This is a genomic window from Streptomyces sp. NPDC056486, assembly GCF_042795295.1.
GTDB lineage: Bacteria > Actinomycetota > Actinomycetes > Streptomycetales > Streptomycetaceae > Streptomyces.
The window spans coordinates 1-20,433 of sequence record NZ_JBHTSF010000155.1; the positions used below are offsets into that span (position 1 = coordinate 1).

The 20,433-nt window shown below is 68.8% G+C and carries 19 protein-coding genes; 8 read left to right on the forward strand and 11 right to left on the reverse strand.

Translation table 11 applies throughout. The annotated features are described in order from the left end of the window. Together ACFQ7F_RS37530 and ACFQ7F_RS37535 are read left to right on the forward strand one after the other, a co-directional pair. Positions 1–866: XdhC family protein (locus ACFQ7F_RS37530; RefSeq protein WP_383280999.1), on the forward strand; the 866-nt coding region annotated here is incomplete at its 5' end. Between the two features lie 137 nt (positions 867–1,003). After that, positions 1,004–2,230, forward strand: a complete 1,227-nt coding sequence (locus ACFQ7F_RS37535; protein WP_383281049.1) for an FAD-dependent monooxygenase — start codon at positions 1,004–1,006, stop codon at positions 2,228–2,230. A gap of 152 nt (positions 2,231–2,382) precedes the next feature. On the opposite strand, the gene ACFQ7F_RS37540 is transcribed toward ACFQ7F_RS37535, so the two are convergent. The 3 genes from ACFQ7F_RS37540 to ACFQ7F_RS37550 all read right to left on the reverse strand — a co-directional run bounded on the left by ACFQ7F_RS37540 (position 2,383) and on the right by ACFQ7F_RS37550 (position 5,224). Then, positions 2,383–2,853 carry an SRPBCC family protein gene (locus tag ACFQ7F_RS37540; protein ID WP_383281002.1) on the reverse strand — a complete coding sequence of 157 codons (471 nt, stop codon included), beginning with the start codon at positions 2,851–2,853 and terminating at the stop codon, positions 2,383–2,385. A gap of 39 nt (positions 2,854–2,892) precedes the next feature. Then, entirely contained in the window at positions 2,893–3,699 is an 807-nt protein-coding gene (locus ACFQ7F_RS37545; RefSeq protein WP_383281005.1) for a polysaccharide deacetylase family protein, read from the reverse strand. Positions 3,700–3,802: 103 nt separating this feature from the next. Then, positions 3,803–5,224 (reverse strand): aminopeptidase P family protein, encoded by a 1,422-nt coding sequence (locus tag ACFQ7F_RS37550; protein ID WP_383281052.1) that lies wholly within the window; start codon positions 5,222–5,224, stop codon positions 3,803–3,805. 152 nt (positions 5,225–5,376) lie between these two features. Here ACFQ7F_RS37550 and ACFQ7F_RS37555 point away from each other — a divergent pair, with 152 nt between their 5' ends. The 6 genes from ACFQ7F_RS37555 (at position 5,377) to ACFQ7F_RS37580 (ending at position 11,159) form a co-directional block, all read left to right on the forward strand. Further along, entirely contained in the window at positions 5,377–6,555 is a 1,179-nt protein-coding gene (locus ACFQ7F_RS37555) for an NAD(P)/FAD-dependent oxidoreductase (RefSeq protein WP_383281008.1), read from the forward strand. Beyond that, a complete protein-coding gene (locus tag ACFQ7F_RS37560) occupies positions 6,552–6,896 on the forward strand; it encodes a (2Fe-2S)-binding protein (protein ID WP_383281011.1) in 345 nt (114 codons plus the stop codon). Before ACFQ7F_RS37555 ends, ACFQ7F_RS37560 begins: the two co-directional genes overlap by 4 nt. Before the next feature lie 67 nt (positions 6,897–6,963). Continuing rightward, entirely contained in the window at positions 6,964–8,391 is a 1,428-nt protein-coding gene (locus ACFQ7F_RS37565; RefSeq protein WP_383281014.1) for an FAD-dependent oxidoreductase, read from the forward strand. 44 nt (positions 8,392–8,435) lie between these two features. Beyond that, positions 8,436–9,338, forward strand: a complete 903-nt coding sequence (locus ACFQ7F_RS37570; RefSeq protein WP_383281017.1) for a dihydrodipicolinate synthase family protein — start codon at positions 8,436–8,438, stop codon at positions 9,336–9,338. Between the two features lie 75 nt (positions 9,339–9,413). Further along, entirely contained in the window at positions 9,414–10,415 is a 1,002-nt protein-coding gene (locus ACFQ7F_RS37575; RefSeq protein ID WP_383281020.1) for a proline racemase family protein, read from the forward strand. Positions 10,416–10,466: 51 nt separating this feature from the next. Further along, entirely contained in the window at positions 10,467–11,159 is a 693-nt protein-coding gene (locus ACFQ7F_RS37580) for a GntR family transcriptional regulator (protein ID WP_383281023.1), read from the forward strand. Positions 11,160–11,204: 45 nt separating this feature from the next. Here ACFQ7F_RS37580 and ACFQ7F_RS37585 read toward each other — a convergent pair whose 3' ends face one another. The 8 genes from ACFQ7F_RS37585 to ACFQ7F_RS37620 form a co-directional block, all read right to left on the reverse strand. Then, positions 11,205–12,209 (reverse strand): hypothetical protein, encoded by a 1,005-nt coding sequence (locus ACFQ7F_RS37585; RefSeq protein ID WP_383281026.1) that lies wholly within the window; start codon positions 12,207–12,209, stop codon positions 11,205–11,207. Then, positions 12,206–13,957, reverse strand: coding sequence for a CotH kinase family protein (locus ACFQ7F_RS37590; protein ID WP_383281029.1), 1,752 nt, complete (start codon positions 13,955–13,957; stop codon positions 12,206–12,208). Before ACFQ7F_RS37590 ends, ACFQ7F_RS37585 begins: the two co-directional genes overlap by 4 nt. A gap of 106 nt (positions 13,958–14,063) precedes the next feature. Continuing rightward, positions 14,064–14,630 carry a hypothetical protein gene (locus tag ACFQ7F_RS37595; protein WP_383281032.1) on the reverse strand — a complete coding sequence of 189 codons (567 nt, stop codon included), beginning with the start codon at positions 14,628–14,630 and terminating at the stop codon, positions 14,064–14,066. A 34-nt stretch (positions 14,631–14,664) separates the two neighbouring features. After that, positions 14,665–15,096, reverse strand: coding sequence for a hypothetical protein (locus ACFQ7F_RS37600; protein WP_383281035.1), 432 nt, complete (start codon positions 15,094–15,096; stop codon positions 14,665–14,667). A gap of 33 nt (positions 15,097–15,129) precedes the next feature. Next, complete coding sequence (locus tag ACFQ7F_RS37605; protein ID WP_383281038.1) at positions 15,130–15,945, reverse strand: hypothetical protein; 816 nt, start codon at positions 15,943–15,945, stop codon at positions 15,130–15,132. A gap of 57 nt (positions 15,946–16,002) precedes the next feature. Continuing rightward, a complete protein-coding gene (locus ACFQ7F_RS37610; RefSeq protein WP_383281041.1) occupies positions 16,003–16,578 on the reverse strand; it encodes a hypothetical protein in 576 nt (191 codons plus the stop codon). A 20-nt stretch (positions 16,579–16,598) separates the two neighbouring features. Then, a complete protein-coding gene (locus ACFQ7F_RS37615; RefSeq protein ID WP_383281043.1) occupies positions 16,599–17,975 on the reverse strand; it encodes a hypothetical protein in 1,377 nt (458 codons plus the stop codon). A 210-nt stretch (positions 17,976–18,185) separates the two neighbouring features. Further along, positions 18,186–19,520, reverse strand: a complete 1,335-nt coding sequence (locus tag ACFQ7F_RS37620) for a pyridoxal phosphate-dependent decarboxylase family protein (protein WP_383281046.1) — start codon at positions 19,518–19,520, stop codon at positions 18,186–18,188. Between the last annotated feature and the right edge of the window lie 913 nt (positions 19,521–20,433).

Consider the following 20,433-nt stretch of genomic DNA (forward strand, 5'->3'; position numbering starts at 1 on the left):
TCGTCACCCCGGTCCGCGCGGACTCCTCCGTGCGGCCGGTGTTCGCCGCCGCGCTCGCGGCGGCCGCGTCGGGTGAGCCCGCGGCGATCGCCCGGATCACCTCAGGCCCCCCGGAGCTCGTGGGCCGGGCCCTTCTCGTACGTTCCGACGCCGACGCCGCTCATGAGGGCGGGCTCGGCGGACATCCGGAGCTGGACCGCACCGCGGCGGGCGAGGCCCGCGCGATGCTGGACGCGGGGCGCACGGGCACGGTGGAGATCGGCGAGGACGGCTCGCGCTGCGGGCAGCCGCTCACGCTCCTCGTCGAGTCGAGTGTCCCGCCGCCCCGCATGATCGTGTTCGGCGCCATCGACTTCGCTTCGGCGCTCGTCAGGATCGGCAAGTTCCTCGGCTACCGCGTCACCGTGTGCGACGCGCGGCCCGTGTTCGCCACCGCGGCACGTTTCCCCGACGCCGACGAGATCGTCGTCGAGTGGCCGCACAAATACCTGAAGCGGACGGAGGTCGACGCACGCACCGTCCTGTGCGTCCTGACGCACGACGCAAAGTTCGACGTGCCCCTGCTCGAACTGGCCCTGCGCCTGCCGGTCGCCTACGTGGGCGCGATGGGATCGCGCCGCACGCACGAGGACCGCAACGCCCGGCTGCGTGAAGTCGGCGTGAGCGACCTTGAGTTGACCCGCCTCCGCTCGCCCATCGGCCTCGACCTGGGTGCGCGTACCCCGGAGGAGACGGCCCTCTCCATCGCCGCGGAGATCGTCGCGAACCGGCGGGGCGGCAGCGGGGTCTCGCTGATGGGTGCGCACACGCCGATCCACCACGACGGCTCGCGGCGACCGGCCGGGCGTATCGGGTCTGTGGCCTGACCTACCGGGTCCGTGGCCTGACCTACCGGTCGGCGGCCTGACGTTCCGGATCCGCCGCCCGAGATCCACGGGTTCATGACATACGCCTGCTACGTTGCGTCACAAACTGACCACTTTGTGACGCAATGGGAGCATCTGTGAAGGTCGCCTGCGTCGGCGGCGGTCCCGCCGCCCTGTACCTCTCGATCCTGCTCAAACGGCAGGACCCGTCCCACGACATCACCGTCCACGAACGGAACCCGGCCGGGGCGACATACGGCTGGGGGGTCACCTACTGGGGCGGCCTGCTCGAAAAGCTCCGCGCCGGTGACCCCGAGTCCGCGCGCGCCGTCAGCGAGCACTCGGTGCGCTGGAGCGACGGCATCGCGCACGTGGGCGATCGCACCACGGTCCACCACGGCGACGAGGGCCACGGCATCGGGCGCCACCGGCTGCTCGACATCCTCGCCACGCGGGCCCGATCCCTGGGCGTACGCGTCGAGTTCGAGAGCGAGATCACGGACGCCGCCCAGCTGCCCGACGCCGATCTCGTCGTCGCGGGCGACGGCGTCAGGAGCGCGCTGCGCGAACGCCACGCGGGCCACTTCGGCACGGAAGTCGCGGTCGGGCGGAACAAATACATCTGGCTCGGCACCACCAAGGTCTTCGACTCCTTCACCTTCGCCTTCGTGGAGACCGCGCACGGCTGGATCTGGTGCTACGGCTACCGCTTCAGCGACGAGCAGAGCACCTGCGTCGTCGAGTGCTCCCCGCAGGTCTGGACGGGCCTCGGCCTGCACGATGCGAGCGAGGCCGACGGCCTCGCCCTCCTGGAGCGGCTCTTCGCGGGGCCCCTCGACGGGCACCGTCTGATCGGCCGCGCCCAGGCCGACGGCAGCGCGCAGTGGCTCAACTTCCGGACGCTGACCAACCGGACATGGCACCGCGACAACGTGGTCCTGCTCGGCGACGCCGCGCACACCACGCACTACTCGATCGGCGCGGGCACGACGCTCGCGATGGAGGACGCGATCGCGCTTGCGGACGCACTGCGGGGCAACCCGGCCGGGGGCCCGGAGCTCGGCCCCGCCCTCGCGAGCTACGAACGGGAGCGCAGGTCCGCCCTCCTCTCCGTCCAGAGCGCGGCCCGCTACAGCGCCCAGTGGTACGAGAATCTGCCGCGCTACATCGGCCTCGACCCGGCCCAGATGTTCGCGCTCCTGGGCCAGCGCCACTCGCCGCTCCTGCCGCACATTCCGCCGCAGCTGTACTACCGGATCGACCGGGCGGCCGAGCAGTTGGAGCCGCTGCGCAGGATGAAGCGGTGGCTGGGGCCGAAGGTGGCGCGCACGCTGCACGGGCGGGCGCGGGCTTCACGGGACTGAGCCGACGGCTTCACGGGTCTGGGACGGGGAGGGGCGGACACCTGGAATGATCTTGATCCTCGGCGTCCCGTCCCCTCCCCCACGGCAGGAGCCCCACGTCGCTGACCTCGAAGGTCTCTGTGGCAGGTGTTTGCCTGGCCGGTGAGCCTCCGTCAGGCGTGAGAGCGGGTCGGGGGAGAGGAGAGCAGTTCGTCCACCGCCCGCCCGAACATCCATCGCGCGGCAGCCACCAGCACCCCGTCGAAGATCCGTGGCAACCACCGCACGCGCAGCTCCTCCCGCCAGGCCACCGCCGAACCGGCCCCCGCCCGTGGGGACACCTCGATCTCCGCCCACCCCGTGACGAACGACCCCCGCTTCTCAAGACGGCACAGGCCTCCGCCTCCGCCTCCGTCCGCGGCGGGGGCCGGGCGCCATGTCACGACCTCCATCGCGTCGTCGAACCCGACAGGACCGATCCCGCTGCGGGCGACGAACACCGTGCCCTCCCCACTGGGCGGCGGCGTTCGGACGGTGATCCGCGTCAGCGGGACCACGTCGGCATGCCGCTCCCACGCGGTGAGCCTGCGCCAGGCCTCGTCGGCGGGCAGGGATGATTTCCGGTCGATACGGAAGAGAGCCACACGCCGATCCTGCCAGGCCACGGAGGCGAACAGCGCCTGCTACGGGCGGTAGATCTTCCCCGCCTCGGCCTTGCCCGGCGCGAGCAGCTGCGGAACCGTCACGAAGACGTAGCCGCGCTTCCTCAACTCGTCGATGATGCCCGGCACCGCTGGCACCGTCCCCTTGTAGATGTCGTGCAGCAGGATGATGCCGTCCCGCTCGGTCTGATCGACGACGCGCTTCTGGATCAGGGCGGAGTCGTCGGTCGTGTAGTCCTTGGCGGTCACGCTCCACAGAACCTCCGCGAGGCCTTCCTTCCGGGAGATGTCGTTGATGTCGGGGTTGGTACGTCCCTGCGGCGGGCGCATCAGGGTCGGCTTGTGGCCGATCAGCTTCTCTATCGCCTCGTCGGTCCTGCGCAGCTCCCGGCGTGCCGCGTCCGGCGTGACGTCGGTGAGGATCTTGTGCGACCAGGTGTGGTTCGCCACCTCGTGCCCCTCGTCCTCCATGCGCTTCACGAGCCCGGGGTGCTCGGCTATGTGGTTCTTGCCGAGCAGGAAGAAGGTGGCGGGTACCTTCTCCTCCTTGAGGATGTCGAGAAGGCGCGGCGAGTTCTCGCTCGGCCCCGCGTCGAAGGTCAGGGCCACGCACTTCGCCTTGCGGCAGTCGACCGTCCCGAACTTCCCCCGGGCCCCGGCGCTCAGGGACGTCCCGTCCTTGCGGACGGAACTGGGCGCCGAGGTGTCCACCTTGGTGCATCCCGGCAGGGCGACGGCAGCCATGGCCGCGCAGGCCACGGTCGTCAAGGACGCGGCTCGACGGAACCCTTTGGCGGAACTCTTCATCTTGCTTTTCGCAGCGAACATGCGAGGACTATACACAGCATGTATACATAGAGTGTATAGAGGTGCGATCGATGCCGGGCACGGGCCCGTGTGCCGAGCCCGTACCCCTTGTGTCGTGCCCGCCCTAGCGGTCGCCCGCCAGGCCGCTCATCCACTCCTCGACCGCCGCGGCACCGCGCGGCAGACCTGCGGACAGGTTCTCGTTGCCGTCGGCCGTGACGAGGATGTCGTCCTCGATGCGGACCCCGATGCCCCGGTACTCCTCGGGCACGGTGAGGTCGTCCGGCTGGAAGTACAGGCCGGGTTCGACGGTGAGCACCATGCCCTCTTCGAGTACGCCGCCGACGTACTCCTCGGTGCGCGCCTGGGCGCAGTCGTGGACGTCGAGACCGAGCATGTGGCCCGTGCCCGCCATGGTGAAACGGCGCTGCAGGGCGAGTTCGAACACCCGCTCCGGGTCGCCGTCGAGGAGGCCCCACTCGACGAGCTTGTGCGCGAGGTACCGCTGCGCGGCGTCATGGAAGTCGCGGTACGCGGCGCCCGGCTTCACGGCGGCGATGCCCGCCTCCTGCGCCTCGTACACCGCGTCGTAGATCTTGCGCTGGAGCGGGGTGAAGGTGCCGTCGATGGGGAGGGTGCGCGTGACGTCGGCGGTGTAGAGGGAGTGGGTTTCCACGCCCGCGTCCAGGAGCAGGAGTTCGCCCGGGCGCACGGGGCCGTCGTTCTGCTGCCAGTGCATGATCGTGGCGTGCTCGCCCGCCGCGCAGATCGAGCCGTAGCCGATGTGGTTGCCCTCCAGGCGGGCGCGGCGGAAGAAGGTGCCCTCGATCCAGCGTTCCGACGTGGCGACGGCGGTACTCAACTCCCGTACGACATCGGTGAATCCGCGGACCGTGGAGTCGACCGCCTTGCGCAGCTCGCCGATCTCCCAGTCGTCCTTGACCAGGCGCAGGCCCGAGAGTGCCTCCTTAAGATCGGCGTCGCGCTCCTCGTCGGTCGTCACGGCAGCCTCGAGCGCCGGGTCGTGGCCGCGCACGATGCGGGTCGGTACGTCGGATGAGGCGGCGAGGTCGGTCGGTGCGTCACGGACGTCGCGGCAGGGCAGGCCGAGGAGCAGCTCGGACTCGGCGAGGCTGCGCCTGCGGCCCATCCACAGTTCGGCCGTCATGCCGGTCCAGAACTCGTCGCTGTCCCTGCTGTCGCGAGGGAGTTGGTAGAGGTGCGCGTCGTGGCCCTCGCCGTCGGCGCGCGGTTCGAGGACCAGGGCGCAGTCCCTCGCCTGATCGCCGGTCATGTGGACGTAGGCGGAGTAGGGGCGGAAGGGGTAATGGTCGTCGTTCGAGCGGGTCTTGAGCTTCCCGGAGGGGATCACGAGGCGCTCGCCGGGGAACAGCGCGGACAGGGCGGCGCGGCGGTGTGCCGCGTGCGGGGCCTGTTCGGCCGGCCGCAGGTCGCGCTGCTCGGTGTCAGCCCAGCCGGTCCTCATCAGGGCGGAGAGCTCGTCGGATACCTCGGGGTACAGGGCGTTCTTGCGGACCTTGGACATGGCGGACGTGGCGGACTCGGCGGGCTTGGCGGGCTTGCTCATGGGGGTCACCTTTTCTTCCCCGTTCCGGGGCTCGTGGCGGAGTGCTCGGTGGCGGTTCCGCCAGCCTAGAGACCCTTGGCCCGTAAGGGAACATGTGACATAGTACTGGCGTGACAAAGCGGCTGACCTGCGATGTTGTGGTTGTCGGCGCCGGGATGGTGGGCGCCGCGTGTGCTCTGTACGCGGCGCGGGCCGGACTGTCCGTCGTCCTGGTGGACCGCGGTCCGGTGTCCGGCGGCACGACGGGATCCGGCGAGGGGAACCTCCTCGTGTCCGACAAGGAGCCAGGACCCGAGCTCGAACTCGCTCTTCTTTCGGGCCGGTTGTGGTCGGAGCTCGCCGCCGAGCCGGGCGTGGGCGCGGCCATCGAATTCGATGCCAAGGGCGGCGTCGTCGTGGCATCGTCCGATGAAGGGCTCGCGGCGCTGGGGGAGTTCGCCGCAGGGCAGCGCGAAGCCGGGGTCGACGCACGGGCCGTCGCGGCCGATGAGCTGTACGAACTGGAGCCGCACCTCGCTCCCGACACGGCGGGCGGCGTCTTCTATCCGCAGGACTGCCAGGTGATGCCGTCCCTGGCCGCAGCCCAACTGGTGCGCATGGCACGGTTGTTGGGGGCGCAGTCACTCACCGGCCGGACCGTGACTGCTGTACTTCGGACCGCAGGCGGTGAGGTACGAGGGGTCCGCACCGACCAGGGCGAGATCCACGCCCCGTACGTCGTGAACGCGGCGGGCACCTGGGGCGGCGACGTCGCCGCCCTCGCCGGAGTGCGCCTGCCCGTGCTGCCGCGGCGCGGCTTCGTCCTGGTCACCGAGCCGCTGCCGCGCAGGGTCCGGCACAAGGTGTACGCCGCCGACTACGTGGCCGACGTGGCCAGCGGATCCGCCGCCCTCCAGACATCGCCGGTGGTCGAGGGAACGGCCGCCGGGCCGATCCTGATCGGCGCCAGCCGCGAACGGGTCGGCTTCGACCGCTCGTTCTCCCTGCCGGTGATGCGCGCCCTCGCGGCGGGGGCGACCCGGCTCTTCCCGTTCCTGGAGAGCGTCCGGGCGATGCGCGCATACGTGGGCTTCCGCCCTTACATGCCGGACCACCTCCCCGCCATCGGCCCTGACGCCCGGGTGCCGGGGCTCATCCACGCCTGCGGGCACGAGGGCGCGGGGATCGGACTCGCGGCGGGGACGGGCCACTTGATCGCCCAGGTACTGAGCGGGGTGGATCCGGATCTCAGTCTCGATCCGTTCCGCCCCGACCGGTTCGCCGACACCGTGCCCGAGGAGTCGCCATGAGTAGACGCACCCCCCTGAAGCGCACCCCCTTGAACCTGGTCCGCGCCCGCCCCGCCCCGCCGTACACCGTCACGTTCGACGGCCGCGAGATCCCGGCCCTGCCGGGACAGACGGTGGCCGCCGCGCTCTGGTCGGCGGGCATCACCGCCTGGCGCACGACGCGGCGCGGCGGCGAGCCGAGGGGAGTCTTCTGCGGGATCGGCGTCTGCTTCGACTGCCTGGTGGAGGTCAACGGGCGGGCAAATCAACGGGCTTGCCTGCTGCCGGCGGCACCCGGAGACGAGATCAGGACGCAGGACGGCAGCGGTCATGGCGACGGGGAGATAGGGGAACGGCGATGAGTGCGGGGCAATCGGGTGGGTGGGCGGGAAAGCTCGTTCGTCCAGGGTCGGACGCGGGGGACAAACAGTGACGGCGGGCGCGGAGCCACCGCGCACGCTGGCCGTGGTCGGCGCGGGCCCCGCAGGCCTCGCGGCAGCGCTCGCCGCGGCTCAGCGCGGCGTGCGGGTCACGGTGCTCGACTCGGCCGCGCGGGCGGGCGGCCAGTTCTACCGCCAGTCCGCGGGAGCGCTCGGCGCGCGCCGACCGCAGGCGCTGCATCACCAGTGGCGGACGTGGGAGCGGCTGAGGGACGGCCTCGCGGAACAGATCGCGGCGGGCCGGGTCCAGCACTTGACGGAGCATCACGTCTGGTTCGTGGAGCGGCGGGACGACTCGTCCGGCGGCTTCACCGTGCACGCGCTCCTCGGACCCGAGCAGGAAGAGTCCGTGGCCGTGCACGCCGACGCCGTGCTCCTCGCGACCGGGGGATACGAGAAGGTCCTGCCGTTCCCCGGCTGGACCCTACCCGGTGTGGTCACCGCCGGTGGTGCGCAGGCCATGCTCAAGGGAGGCCTCGTGCTCCCGGGGCGCACCGCGGTCGTGGCCGGAACAGGACCGCTGCTCATGCCCGTCGCCGCCGGGCTCGCGGCGGCCGGTGCCGAGGTGGCCGCCCTGGTCGAGTCCGCAGAGCCGAAGGCCTTCGCCCGGCACGCGGCCACCCTCGCCGCCCACCCGGACAAGCTCGCCGAAGGGGCCGGGTACGCGGCCCGACTACTGCGCCACCGCGTCCCCCTGCTCTCACGGCACACCGTCGTCGAGGCCCACGGCAAGGACGACGCGGTCGAGGCGGTGACCATCGCGGCACTCGACGCGGCGGGGCGTGTCAGGCCCGGTACCGAACGGCGCATCCCCTGCGACACCCTCGCCGTCGGCCACGGCATGCTGCCGCACACCGATCTCGCCGAGGGGCTCGGCTGCCGCGTCGACGGCCTGAACGTCGCCGTCGACGCAGAGCAGCGCACCGACGTCCCCGGCGTCTGGGCCGCGGGCGAGGCCACCGGCATCGGCGGCGCCGCCCTCTCGCTCGCCGAGGGACACATCGCGGGACGCTCGGCCGTCGCGAGGCTCCGGGGGAGTGTGCCCGACCCGCGCGCATGGGCTTCCGCCGCCAAGTCCCGTACAAAATTGCGGGAGTTCGCCGCAGCGCTCGGCGCCGTGTACGTGCCGCCCGCGCACTGGGCCGAGCAGCTCCACGACGACACCCTGGTCTGTCGCTGCGAGGAGGTCCCGGCGTCGGCGGTCCGCGAGGCCGTCGAGGAACTCGGGGCCACCGACGCGCGGACCGTGAAACTCCTGACCCGGGCCGGCATGGGCTGGTGCCAGGGCCGGATGTGTTCGGCGGCCGTCGCAGGGCTCGCGGGCTGCGAGGAGCGCTCCGCGCGGCGGCCGTTCGCCCGGCCGGTGCCGCTCGGGGTGCTCGCACGCACCGCCGACGACGAACAGCCCCCCTCCTGACCTCACCCCTCCACGCACCGCACCGCAACGAAGGGACCCCGCCCATGAACGCCCCCGCCGACCGCCCCCGCCCCTGGCACGGCGTACTCGTCGCCACCGCGCTCCCGCTGAACGACGACCTCTCCGTCAACTACGGCCGCTTCGCCGAGCACTGCGCCTGGCTCGTCGAGAACGGCTGCGACGGCGTCGTACCCAACGGATCGCTCGGCGAGTACCAGGTGCTCACCTCGGAGGAACGTGCCAAGGTCGTGGAGACCGCCGTCGAAGCGGTCGGCGGGCAGCGCGTCATGCCCGGCGTCGCCGCCTACGGCTCCGCCGAGGCCCGCCGCTGGGCCGAGCAGGCCAAGGACGCGGGCTGCGCGTCCGTCATGCTCCTGCCGCCCAACGCCTACCGTGCCGACGAGCGGTCCGTCCTCGCGCACTATGCGGAGGTCGCCAAGGCGGACCTTCCGATCGTGGCGTACAACAACCCCATCGACACCAAGGTCGACCTCGTGCCCGAGCTCCTCGCGAAGCTGCACGCCGAGGGGTACATACACGGCGTCAAGGAGTTCTCCGGAGACGTGCGACGCGCCTACCGTATCGCCGAACTCGCCCCGGAACTCGATCTGTTGGTGGGCGCCGACGACGTACTGCTCGAACTCGCCGTCGCGGGCGCCAAGGGCTGGGTCGCCGGGTACCCGAACATGCTGCCCGCCGCTTCCGTCGAGCTCTACCGCGCCGCCGTGGCCGGCGACCTGGGCACGGCGGGCAAGCTCTACCGACAGCTGCACCCGCTGCTCCGCTGGGACTCAAGGCCCGAGTTCGTCCAGGCCATCAAGCTGTCCATGGACATCGCGGGACGCCACGGCGGCCCCTGCCGCCCACCCCGTGTGCCGCTGCTGCCCGAGCAGGAGAACGCGGTGCGCACCGCGTCCGAGCACGCCATCGCCGCCGGACTCGCCTAGCCGCACACCCCCGCGCACACCCCCGCACCGCACCCACCCGCGTACGCCCCCGTACTCGTACGAAAGGCACCGCACATGCGCAGCAAACTGGTCCTGCACGCGGTCGACTCGCACACCGAAGGCATGCCGACGCGGGTGATCACCGGCGGTATCGGCACCGTCCCGGGCGCGACGATGAACGAGCGCAGGCTCTACTTCCGCGAGCACCGCGACGACATCAAGCAGCTCCTCATGAACGAACCGCGCGGCCACGCGGCGATGAGCGGCGCGATCCTCCAGCCGCCCACCCGGCCCGACTGCGACTACGGCGTGATCTACATCGAGGTCTCGGGCTATCTGCCGATGTGCGGGCACGGCACCATCGGCGTCGCCACCGTCCTCGTGGAGACCGGCATGGTCGAGGTCGTCGAGCCGGTCACCACGATCCGCCTGGACACCCCGGCGGGCCTCGTCGTCGCCGAGGTCGCCGTGCAGGACGGCGCGGCGAAGGCCGTCACGCTGAAGAACGTGCCGTCCTTCGCCGTCGCCCTCGACCGCAAGATCACCCTGCCCGACGGCCGTTCGGTGACGTACGACCTGGCTTACGGCGGCAACTTCTACGCGATCCTGCCCCTGGACCAGTTCGGCCTCCCCTTCGAGCGCGACCGCAAGGACGAGATCCTCGCCGCGGGCCTCTCGCTGATGGAGGCGATCAACGCCGAGGACGAGCCGGTCCACCCGCAGGACCCGTCCATCCGAGGCTGCCACCACGTCCACCTCTACGCGCCCGGCGCCACCGCCCGCTACTCCCGGCATGCGATGGCCATCCACCCCGGCTGGTTCGACCGCTCGCCGTGCGGTACCGGTACGAGCGCGCGCATGGCCCAGCTGCACGCGCGCGGAGAGCTGCCGCTCGACACGGAGTTCGTCAACGAGTCGTTCATCGGCACGCAGTTCAGCGGGCGGCTGCTCGGCACCACCGACGTCGCGGGCACCCCCGCCGTGCTGCCCAGCTTCACCGGGCGCGCCTGGGTGACAGGCACCGCCCAGTACCTCCTGGACCCGGATGATCCTTTCCCGGCGGGGTTCGTCCTCTAGAGCCTGGAATACTCACGCCACGTGACATTGCACCAAGGAGGACCGACCCCCATGGCCGCCCAGCGCAACCGCGCTCCGTCCGCCGCACCCGCCGCCCTGCCGAGCCTGGGCGGGACGCGCAGCAGCTACCGCGAGCGGGTCGCGGACGCGCTCCGTGCCGCGCTCATCGCGGGCGAGCTGCGCGCGGGCGAGGTCTACTCGGCGCCCACCCTCGCCGTGCGCTTCGGCGTCTCCGCCACACCCGTGCGCGAGGCCATGCTCGACCTCGCCAAGGAGGGGCTCGTCGACACGGTGCCGAACAAAGGCTTCCGGGTCACCGCGGTCTCCGAGAAGCAGCTCGACGAGTACAAGCACGTCCGCGCGCTGATCGAGATCCCCACCACGGCGGAGCTCGCCACATCGGCGGACCCCGCCGCGCTCGAAGCGCTGCGCCCCGTCGCGCAGGAGATCGTCACCGCGGCGGCGGACGGCGACCTCATCGCGTACGTAGAGGCCGACATCCGCTTCCACCTCGGTCTGCTCGCGCTCTCCGGCAACGACCACCTGGTCGAGGTGGTCGGCGACCTGCGCAAGCGCTCACGCCTGTACGGACTCCAGGCACTGGTCGACGCGGGCCGTCTGGAGGCCTCGGCCGAGGAGCACCTGGAGATCCTTGACGCACTGCTCGCCCGCGACGAGGACGCCGTACGCGCGGTGATGACCCGCCACCTCGGTCACGTACGCGGCCTGTGGGCGGCCGAGTAACTCAGCCGAGTAACTCAGCCGAGTACCTCAGCTGTGCGGTGCGGCTCAGTGGTTGTTGTTGCCCGGGATCAGGAACAGGTGGATCGACTGGTCCTTCGCGCGGTACCGCGCGCTGCCCGCGCCCTTCTTCGCCCGGTCGGACACGACCACCACGTGGTCGGACGAGACCCAGGACACGCCCTCCGGGTTGCCGTAGAGCCTGCGGCCCTTGCTGTCGGTGGGCAGGCGGTGGACCATTCCCTCGTCGACCACCTGCCACTTCTTGGTGGAGAGGCGGCCCACCCACAGCGCGGACGACGCCTGCGACAGCACGGCGATCTGCCCGTCGTCGCGCACGGACACGCTGCTGTAGTCCTCGAAGGGCAGCGACTCGGGCAGCCGGATCGTGCCCGTGTTGATCCAGCGCTTGCCGCCGTGCCGGAAGACCTGGATGCGGCCGCCGCCCGGCGTCCTGCCCTTCTTGCCGCCCTCGCACCGGTTTCCCTCGCACAGGGCGAGGAGATAGCCCGTGCCCGAGCGCTCTACCCACTCCAGGCCTTCCATGCCCTTGTTGGCGTCCGCCAGATCGAAGTCGAGGTGCGCGGAGCCGACGGGGCGCAGCTTCGCGTCGTACTCCTGGACGCGGGCGCGATACCCCTTGGGCTTGACCCGTTCGGCCTCGCTCAGCGTGAAGTAGCGGTCGTTCATCTCGTCGTGGGCGAGATCCTCGAACCCCTCGTTCGCCGCCGAACGGCCCTTCGTCTTCCCCTTGGTGCTTGACTTGGTGCTGGACTTCTTGCGGCTGAGGACGCCGTTCTCCGGGGCCTTGGGCGACAGCTCGCTGCTGACCCGGATGAGGGAGGGCAGGTTGTCGCAGACGATCAGGAAGGCGCCGTCGGTGTAGAGGACGCCGCTCGCCTCCAGGCGCTTGCCCGCACCGTCGCCGATCAGCTCCTGGATCTTGGCTTCCTTGACCAGACGCAGCTCGCGCGCCTTCTCGACCTTGGGGTCGGTCTTGGTCCTGGCCTTGGTCTTGTTCGTCGCCTTCGCCGACTTCTTGGTTGCGGTCATGAGGGCAGTACCTCCATCGCACCCGGGAACGCCGCCCCGCTGGCGCCGTTCGGATAGGTCTTGCGCAGTTCGGCAAGCTGCTGACGTGCGTGGTCGTAGCGCATACGCGTGTAGTGGAAGATCCCGAGCGTGAACTGCGAGCCGCGGCTCAGCTCCCACTGGCGGTACGCGGCGCGGTACACCTCGTCGTTGGTGAACTGCCGCCCGGTGAAGGGCTGGCCGTGCTGGCTCGTGGACTCGCCGTACGCGGCGGACGAGATGAGCTGCCACAGACCGTCGGTCCTCCCGGAGCCCTCCGCGCCGAGCAGCGCGGCGACCCGCTCGGGGCCGAACTCCGTGTCCAGGAGGTACTCGAGATGGTCGAGGTAGTACTGGCAGAAGTCGTGGTGCCGCAGCAGGTTGGTGAACAGCGGCAGATGCGACACCTCGTGCGGCGCGTGGGTGATCCGGCAGTAGTTGCGGGTCATCGCGGGCCAGTCGAGCAGGTCCGTGTACTGCCACTGCGTCGAGAAGAAGTCGATGCCCGAGCTGTTGTCGTAGTCCCACGGGATGAACGTGAAGTACGGGCGGGCCATGAACCCCGTCGGGTCGCCGAGCCGTCCCGAGTTGTAGAGGTAGTAATTCGACGGTGTGGCGAAGTAGTTGTCCCAGCTGCCCAGGAGGACGTTGGCGCCCGCCCAGCGCAGGAACGCGGGCACGTTCAGGACCTGCTCCACCGCGTCGCGGAAGGCGTCGGACGCGAACCGGTCCTCACCGCCCGCCAGTTGTACGCCGTTGACCGTTCGGACGAGGGTGGCGAGATCGTCGTACGTACTGGCTGAAGGAACGTCCTCGTTCGTCTTCAGGCGGTACGTACGGTCGTCCTCCAGGCTGCCCGCGGTGAAGTACTGCCGACCGCTGTCGCCGCCGTCCGTGCCGGAGCGGTGCTCCAGGGTCGCGCAGCCGATGTCGCCGCAGTACGCCTTGTAGAGGTTGCCCTCGGAGTTCTTGCCGAAGTGGTCCTTGAGGAACTTCTTGTCGACCTGCTCGATGACCGAGAAGAGCCCCATGTAGCGGTCGTTGATCGAGAACGTCGCGTACGTGTGCTGCGCCGCCGGGATGCCCGCGCGCTCCAGGAGCCGCCAGGCGACGGCCTCGCGCATCTGCGACGGGTCGTTGTACATCGCCTTGAGGTTGACCCGCTCCATGCCGAAGAGCCGGTCCTCGCTCTCGCCGACCTCGAAGTCGATCTTCCAGGAGCGCTTGGGCGCGTGAGCCGTCAGATTGCCGCTGTTGACCATCGAGAACGACGGTGTCGCGAGCAGCGTGTCGTCCGCGGCGCCGTTCTTGGCCAGGGTCAGCCGGGCGCCCTGCGGCGCCTGCATCACCTCGTCGGCCGTCAGGACGCCCGGCGGCCAGCCGGTGACCTTGACCTGATACATGTCCTGGGCGAAGAACTCGGCCTTGTTCTGCGCCGAGTTGAGGAGCTCGTCGACGATCCGCCCGATCGGGGTGAGCTGCCCGTTCGCGTCGAGAAGTACGAGGCTGCCGACGGCCGCGGTGTCCGGCGGAGTCCCCTGCTCGGCGAGCAGCAGGTCGTACAACGTGCTGAACTCGGCCTTCGTCCGCAGCGCGGTGTCGGCCGGACCCGCCGTCGCGTTGGCCCGCTCGGCGAGCCGCCGCCCGGTGCCTCTCGGCAGCGCGGAGGGAACGACGACCTGGTTCTTGAACGCGTCCCGGAATGTGCTTTTGCCGATGGTCCTGTCCATGTCGGCCTCCTTGGCCTCCCTGGGGTGAACCTTTCTCTCTACGCCCGGTACCACATGACCGCCAGACCGATATCCGGCCTGGCGGTCGCACGACCTGTCGGACCCGTCAGACCCCGAGGATCCGGATCGACGGGTGGATGGCCGTGTTCAGGTACAGCTTCTCCTTCTTGCGGTCCTGCTCAAGCTCCATCACGAGCCGGTACCTGTGCACACCCGGCTTGGCGGTGCTCAGGACCGTGCCGGCCCAGTAGTAGTAGACCGGCGTGTACGGGGACCGCATGCGGTCCGGCATCCCGTAGATCTTCAGCTCGGTGAAGATCTTCCGCTCGGCCACGTCCTCCTCGTCACCCAGTTCGGTGTCGAGGAAGGTGATGTTGTTGATCTTCGGCATGGGGGGCCAGGTGCCGTCCGGGCGCTTCTCCATGTCGAGCGGTCGCACGATCCAGTTCAGGACCTGGCCCTGCTTGCAGACGGTCTCCAGGGACGACGTGCCCTGTCCCTTGCCGCCGATGCTGTTGTCCATCATGTACATCGAGTCGCTCAGGGAACCCGTCTCCGCCGCTCGCTCCATGTTGATGAGCGTCACGATGTTCAGCTGGACCGAGTTCAGCTGTCCGGGGTTCTGCTTCTGATGCACGTCGCCGGTCGACTTCTCCTGCACGCTGCTGGTCAACACTCCTCCTTCGCGTACGCCGTCATGCCCGGTCCTAGCCGATGAGGGACGACGACAGGGTGGTGGTGATCGGTTCGTCCCTCGTGCCCAGCTTGAAAGCGATCTGGTACGTGACGTTGGGCGCGTCCTTCTTCACCGTGCCGGTCCAGTAGGCGACGTCGGTGCCCGGATAGACCTTCCGCTCCGGTACGCAGATGGAGCTGTCGATCACGATGCCGTCGATGGCGACAAACGCCTCGCACTCCAGCGCGAGCGCGTTCCAGAGAAGCTGGTCGCCCTTCTTCGCACGCGTCTGCAGTTCCTCGGTGCCGAAGCCGGTGGATCCCGCGGACTTGTTGGTGTCGTACATGTACAGGTGGCCCTGCATGTTGCCCGCTGCCAGGGCACCCACACAGTCCACTACGGCGGTGATGGAGATGGGCCGCTTCGCGGCGCTGGTCTCCCGCCGCCTGGGCGTGGTGGTCATCTGCTCCTCCTTCTGGCTGAAGTCCGTGCGGGATCAGGAAGTGCCGGGGCGCGTACCCGACCCCGGAGGAATGGGCAGCATGCCCATGCCCGCCTTGGTGAAGGCGTTCCGCCGGGGCTCGGAGGTGATCTTGAGGGTCGAGGGACAGACCAGGTCGACGGCTTCCCAGCGCATTTCGCCGTTGAGGCCCACCAGCTTGTGCAGCTGGATCCGCATGACGTACGAGTAGGTGCCGGGCCGTGAGGTGTCGACCGTCGCCGACCAGTACCAGCCGTCGGTGACCAGGTCGGGGGAGCCGTACTCCGCCGGATACATGATCTTCGAGTCGACGGCCTCGCCGTAGATGTCGGTGATCACCGGGGCGGGGTAGGTGTAAGCGGCCGTGTTGTCCTCGGTGAGGACCTTGCCGGTGACGTCCAGGATCTTCTGCCCGGACAGACGGCCGCGGGTGCGCCGCGTGGTCTTGACGCGGGCACCGACGGTCTTGCGGACCTGGCTCAGCTGCTCCTGCTGGTCGGTGCCCGCGACCGATGACTTGCTCGCGAGGTCCTGCAGCTCGGCCAGGGCCTGCTCGTCGGTCTGCCGCGCCCGGTCGAACTCATAGCCGCGGGGCACGGTCGGCGGGATGGAACCCAGGCTGTACGGCAGCCAGTTGAGCACCTGCTCGCTGGCCTGCGAACCGTCCCTCCAGTAGGAGCCGTTGATCGCGGTGACGAGCTCGCCGGTTCCCTGGTTCGTGGAGCCCTGCAGCTTCATGTTGTCGAACAGGTAGGTGTTGCCTTCGAGTGACTCGGACTCCAGCGCACTGCCGACGTCCACGAGCACGATGATCGCCAATTGTTGGGGCATGTTTCCGCCTTCGTCGCCGCTACTTGATTCCCGGCCCTATCCGTCGCGCACCGGCTGCTACTGCTGGCACATCAACGCGGGTGTGTCGACGTGCATGACGCTGTTCTCGCCCTCGTACATCTGGAGTTCCAGGCGGTACTGGTAGGCCACGCCGGGCGTCAGCCAGTTGGGCACCACGCCGGTCCAGACGTCGAGGTCGAGCTTGTCGCCCTCGGAGTGGTTGCCGCCCTGAGCGCCCTGAGCGCCATGGACGCCCTGCGCCTGGCCGTGAGGTTGGCCTTGCGCCTGGCCGTAGGGCTGGCTCTGGGACTGGCTGTGGGGCTGACTCTGGGACTGGCTCTGCGTCTGGCTCGCGGACTGGCCCGATGCCTGGCTCCGGCCCGAGGCGTTGTTCTGGTCCGCGGGCACGAAGGAGATGTTCTTGATCTCGACCGGGGTCTGCAGGTCCACGGCCAGAGCGGTCCACGAGACGACCTGGCCAGGCCTGACCACGGTGCACAGGTCCGGCGTCCCCTGATGGGCGCTGTTGTGCCCGCCGTCGTCCATCATGCAGAGGTTGCCGTTGAGCAGCGTGCTGCCCGAGAGCGCTCCGATGACGTCGACGACCGCGATGATGTTGACTTGCGGCTTCATCCTCACTCCTCCTGTAGGCGCTAACCCCGGTCCCGCACCAGCGGGACCTTGCCGACGGCCGTCCGCTCGATCTCGGCCGAGAGGCGGGGCACGAACTTGAGCTGGAAGCTGTACCCGGTCTTCTCGATCGACGCGGGGTTCGCCTCCCCGTGGTTGAACAGCGAGAGGGAACGCGGCAGGGCGTTCACGAACATCTGCTGGACGCCGTACGGGCCGAGGGCCGTGTCCGTCCGGTACGTCATGCCGAGCACGTCGTCGACCGAGGCCAGCAGCGTGATCGTCCTGCCTTCGCGGTGGTTCACGAACTGCACCTCGTGCGCCACCGCGTCCAGGTCCACCGCCTCGGCGGCCTTCAGCTCGTCGCGCAGAGCGTCGTAGGCACGGGCGGCGGAGTACTGGCTGTCGTTGATGTGGAGCACGTCGCCGGTGCGGCCCGCGAACTCGAACCGCTGGGTCTTCAGACCGGGGCCTTCGGTCCGGGGCCTGCGGATCATCCGGTCGCCGAGCTTGAGCCGCAGGAGCGGTGCCTCGTGGGCGTGCAGGCGTGTGACGACGAGTTCGCCCTCCTGGCCCTCGGGGACCCAGTGCCCGTTCTCGTCGACGATCTCGATGAAGTGCAGTCCTGGCACCGCCGACAAGTAGGGCGACGCGGGATCCAGCTGCAGGCCGATGGTCTCCGCCTGGGTGGCGGCGAAGTAGCTGAGGATCGCCAGGTTCGGGTAGAGCGCCTGAAGCTCGACCCGCTTGCGCTGCGAGAGCACCCCGCTGCCGTACAGGGCGACGCGGAAACTCTCCCTGGACTCCTTGCGCATGCCCACGCCGAGCTCGCTCAGGATCCCGATGCCCGCGGAAATGCCCATCAGGGCCTTGGGGCCCTTGTAGGAGAACATGTGCTCGAGGACGGGGGCCGTGACGGGTCCCGCGCCGACGTAGTTGACGCCGGGCACGTGCTGCAGCACACCGCCCACCATCGTGCCGCTGCTCCACATCTGGTAGTCGGCCAGCGTGGTGAACAGCCACTTGGGGTCGGTGCCCATGAGATGTCCGGCGAGCTGATAGGTGCCCATGAAGCGGCCGGCGATCTCGTACGTGTCCTTCAACTCCCGCAGGGAGTAGACGACTTCGAGCGGACGGCCGCCGCTGGTACCGCCACTGGCCACGATCTCGAACTCACCGCGGGTCAGGGGCACCACCATGCCGGGGCGTGACTCCATGAAGAAGTCGCGCTGGATGTCCTTGTCCGACAGCGGAATCTGCTGCCACGCCTCGTACGTCTCGGGGGCGCGTACGGTCCCGGCGTTGCGCAGTCGGTCGTGCCAGAGCGGGTTGAGCATCGCCGTGTTCACCATTTGCTGCAGACGGCGCAGTACGACGGCTTCCTGAACCTCGTACGACACCTCGCTGTACGGTGTCTGACATACCCGTTCACATTCACGTAACTTTCCCGCGAACGAGGGCAGTGCCGTTACGGCTTCAACTGATTCCGGCAGTAACTCCCAGTCCGGGATGAGCCAGTTGGCCAGTTCACGGGCGCCCCCGGGCGCCGGTGCGATCGGCGGAACGTGTGTGGCCTGTGGAACTTGCGACGTACTCAACATCCGTCCCCTCTAAGCTGTTTCTGTTCCCGCTTCGCTGCTGAGCAGGTCCTGACCTGTTCCTCTGATTTCCGAGATCAGCATCCGGAAGTGTTCGCCGGTGACCTGATGGTTCATCATGACCACGCGCAGTGCGGCCACTCCATCGACGTTCACTTTGGAGATGAAGAAGTTCCCCTGGAGCTTCACACGGTTGCGGATGGAGATCTGGAGGCGATGGATGTCCTCTTTCCTGACCCCGTCCGGGTGATATCGGAAGCACAGAATGTTCGCTTCCGGACGGTGTACCGCCTCGAAATCGGGTTCGGCCTTGACGATTCCGTGTGCTTCCTCCGTCAATTGACAGAGATACTCGATCTTCTCCGCGAACAAGGCAGGTCCGTACATGGCCCAGAGTGACCACAGGGTCATGATCATCGGCCGTTTCGTGCATTCGAAGTTCTTGCCCCCGCTGTCGTACGCGGTGTAAATGTCCGGCTCCTCGTCGAACACATAACTGGCCTTCTGCCGGAACGCGGTGAGGCTCGCCTCCTTGTCCCGGTAGAAGAGCATCGTGCAGGGCGCGGGCACGAACATCATTTTGTGCGCGTCCCAGGTCAGGGAATCCGCCTTGTCGATTCCCCGCAGCTTTTCGCGAAGGGTGTCCGAGACCAGGAGGCTCGCTCCGTGGGCGCCGTCGACGTGCAGCCAGAGATCCCTCTCCCCGGCAAGCTCCGCGAGTTCGTCGATGGGGTCGAAGGCGCCCACCGATGTGCTGCCGGCCGACGCGACGAGGCAGAACACCTTCAGGTTCTGCCGCTCGGCCGCCTCAAGGGCGGGCCGCGCGTCCGCCACACTGATCTGGCCCCGGCTGTTCAGCGGGAGCCGCACGAGCTGTGCCTCGCCGATGCCCATCACACCGGCCGCCCGCGCGACGCTGTAGTGCACGTCCGCGCCCACCGCGATGGCGGGGCGCGGCTGGCCCCGCAAGGAGGATCCGCCCTCCGACCAGTAGCCGGGCAGCTTCTGGTTGCGGGCCGCCAGGAGCGCGGTGAGGTTGGCCAGGGACCCGCCCGACGTGGTCACCATGGTGAACCGGGCGGGGTCCCAGCCGATGAACCGGTTGAGTTCATCGGCCATGATCCGCTCCACCGCGTTGGGCAACTGGGCCGCCTCGTAGAACGAGGCCGGCTGGTTGACCACCGAGCTGACGAAGTCGATGACGCCGGCGAGCGGTACGACGCCCGAGAACTGCCGGCCCATGTATCCGGGCGAGTGCACCTGGATGCCGGTCCTGATGTACAGGTCGATGATCCCTGCCAGCTTCTCCTCGTCGAACGTCGCCACCTTCTCGCGCTCCGTCGTCATCAGGGCTTTCGCCGCCGCCGACAACGTCGCGGGATCAATGAGTTCGAGGCCCCTGATGGAGAGATCGGAAAGGTGTTTCTCCAGTTTCGAAAGTGCGGTTTCGGAAGTTTCCCGGAACAGTTGGGCGTCAAACGCTTCTAGCAGTAACCCGCTCCCTGCGGAAGCGGGGTCGTTCGGCTGAGATTCCGTCACGGGGGTCTCCTTCGTGAAGTCCCTGTGTTGCCCAACGTGAATGTGTGGGGCGGACGCAGCCTGCGCAGAGTCCTGAGTCTTTGAACCTGCCTACGGCAGAAGGACTTCAATGCCGATGGAACGGAGCCGGCTGGTCGAACCGGACAGCGCCATCTGCTCCGGCGGCGGGCGTTCGGCCGTCGCCGCACGGATCCCCTTGAAAGAACAGCCGCTGGATTACGGGGCTGCGCGTACCCCCCGGTATTCGCGCAGCCCCGCCTTGATCGGCGAATCCCCCCTCGTGCCCCTCGTGATGCCCCTCGTGGTTCCCCCCACGTGGAGAACCGTAGAGCCAAATGTTTCAAATAGGTGACCCTTCCAACGGTCTGTCCAAAAATGATGACGCATATCTGACGTACCGTCAGCTACGTGTGACCTCAACTGGTTTCACACGTACCTCACATGCCAGGTGACGTCCTCCATTTTTGGACAGGGGGTAGATGCGCCGATTCCGTCCCGGGCCAGCGGTGAAAGGGGGAAGTGGCGACAGGAACGAGTCAAGGGTGGGTGTTTGGTGCCATTGTCATGTGCTGGACGAGTGCACCGAGTGGCGGACGGGGGGAGCGTCTCATTCTGTGCGGTGGAAATTCAGGCCATGGTCGGACCCGATTTAATTGGTCGCTATTTCAACTTGAAGAAAGCGTTATCCGTAGAGAAAAGAGGAGGGTGGCGACCCCCGTGG

Excerpts from the sequence above, each read along its gene's own strand:
- ACFQ7F_RS37545 (WP_383281005.1), bottom strand. The coding sequence starts at position 3,699 with ATGTTCGCTGCGAAAAGCAAGATGAAGAGTTCCGCCAAAGGGTTCCGT.
- ACFQ7F_RS37585 (WP_383281026.1), bottom strand. The coding sequence starts at position 12,209 with ATGACCGCAACCAAGAAGTCGGCGAAGGCGACGAACAAGACCAAGGCC.
- ACFQ7F_RS37580 (WP_383281023.1), top strand. The coding sequence starts at position 10,467 with ATGGCCGCCCAGCGCAACCGCGCTCCGTCCGCCGCACCCGCCGCCCTG.
- ACFQ7F_RS37620 (WP_383281046.1), bottom strand. The coding sequence starts at position 19,520 with ATGACGACGGAGCGCGAGAAGGTGGCGACGTTCGACGAGGAGAAGCTG.
- ACFQ7F_RS37570 (WP_383281017.1), top strand. The coding sequence starts at position 8,436 with ATGAACGCCCCCGCCGACCGCCCCCGCCCCTGGCACGGCGTACTCGTC.
- ACFQ7F_RS37550 (WP_383281052.1), bottom strand. The coding sequence starts at position 5,224 with ATGTCCAAGGTCCGCAAGAACGCCCTGTACCCCGAGGTATCCGACGAG.
- ACFQ7F_RS37575 (WP_383281020.1), top strand. The coding sequence starts at position 9,414 with ATGCGCAGCAAACTGGTCCTGCACGCGGTCGACTCGCACACCGAAGGC.
- ACFQ7F_RS37590 (WP_383281029.1), bottom strand. The coding sequence starts at position 13,957 with ATGGACAGGACCATCGGCAAAAGCACATTCCGGGACGCGTTCAAGAAC.
- ACFQ7F_RS37605 (WP_383281038.1), bottom strand. The coding sequence starts at position 15,945 with ATGCCCCAACAATTGGCGATCATCGTGCTCGTGGACGTCGGCAGTGCG.
- ACFQ7F_RS37600 (WP_383281035.1), bottom strand. The coding sequence starts at position 15,096 with ATGACCACCACGCCCAGGCGGCGGGAGACCAGCGCCGCGAAGCGGCCC.
- ACFQ7F_RS37610 (WP_383281041.1), bottom strand. The coding sequence starts at position 16,578 with ATGAAGCCGCAAGTCAACATCATCGCGGTCGTCGACGTCATCGGAGCG.
- ACFQ7F_RS37560 (WP_383281011.1), top strand. The coding sequence starts at position 6,552 with ATGAGTAGACGCACCCCCCTGAAGCGCACCCCCTTGAACCTGGTCCGC.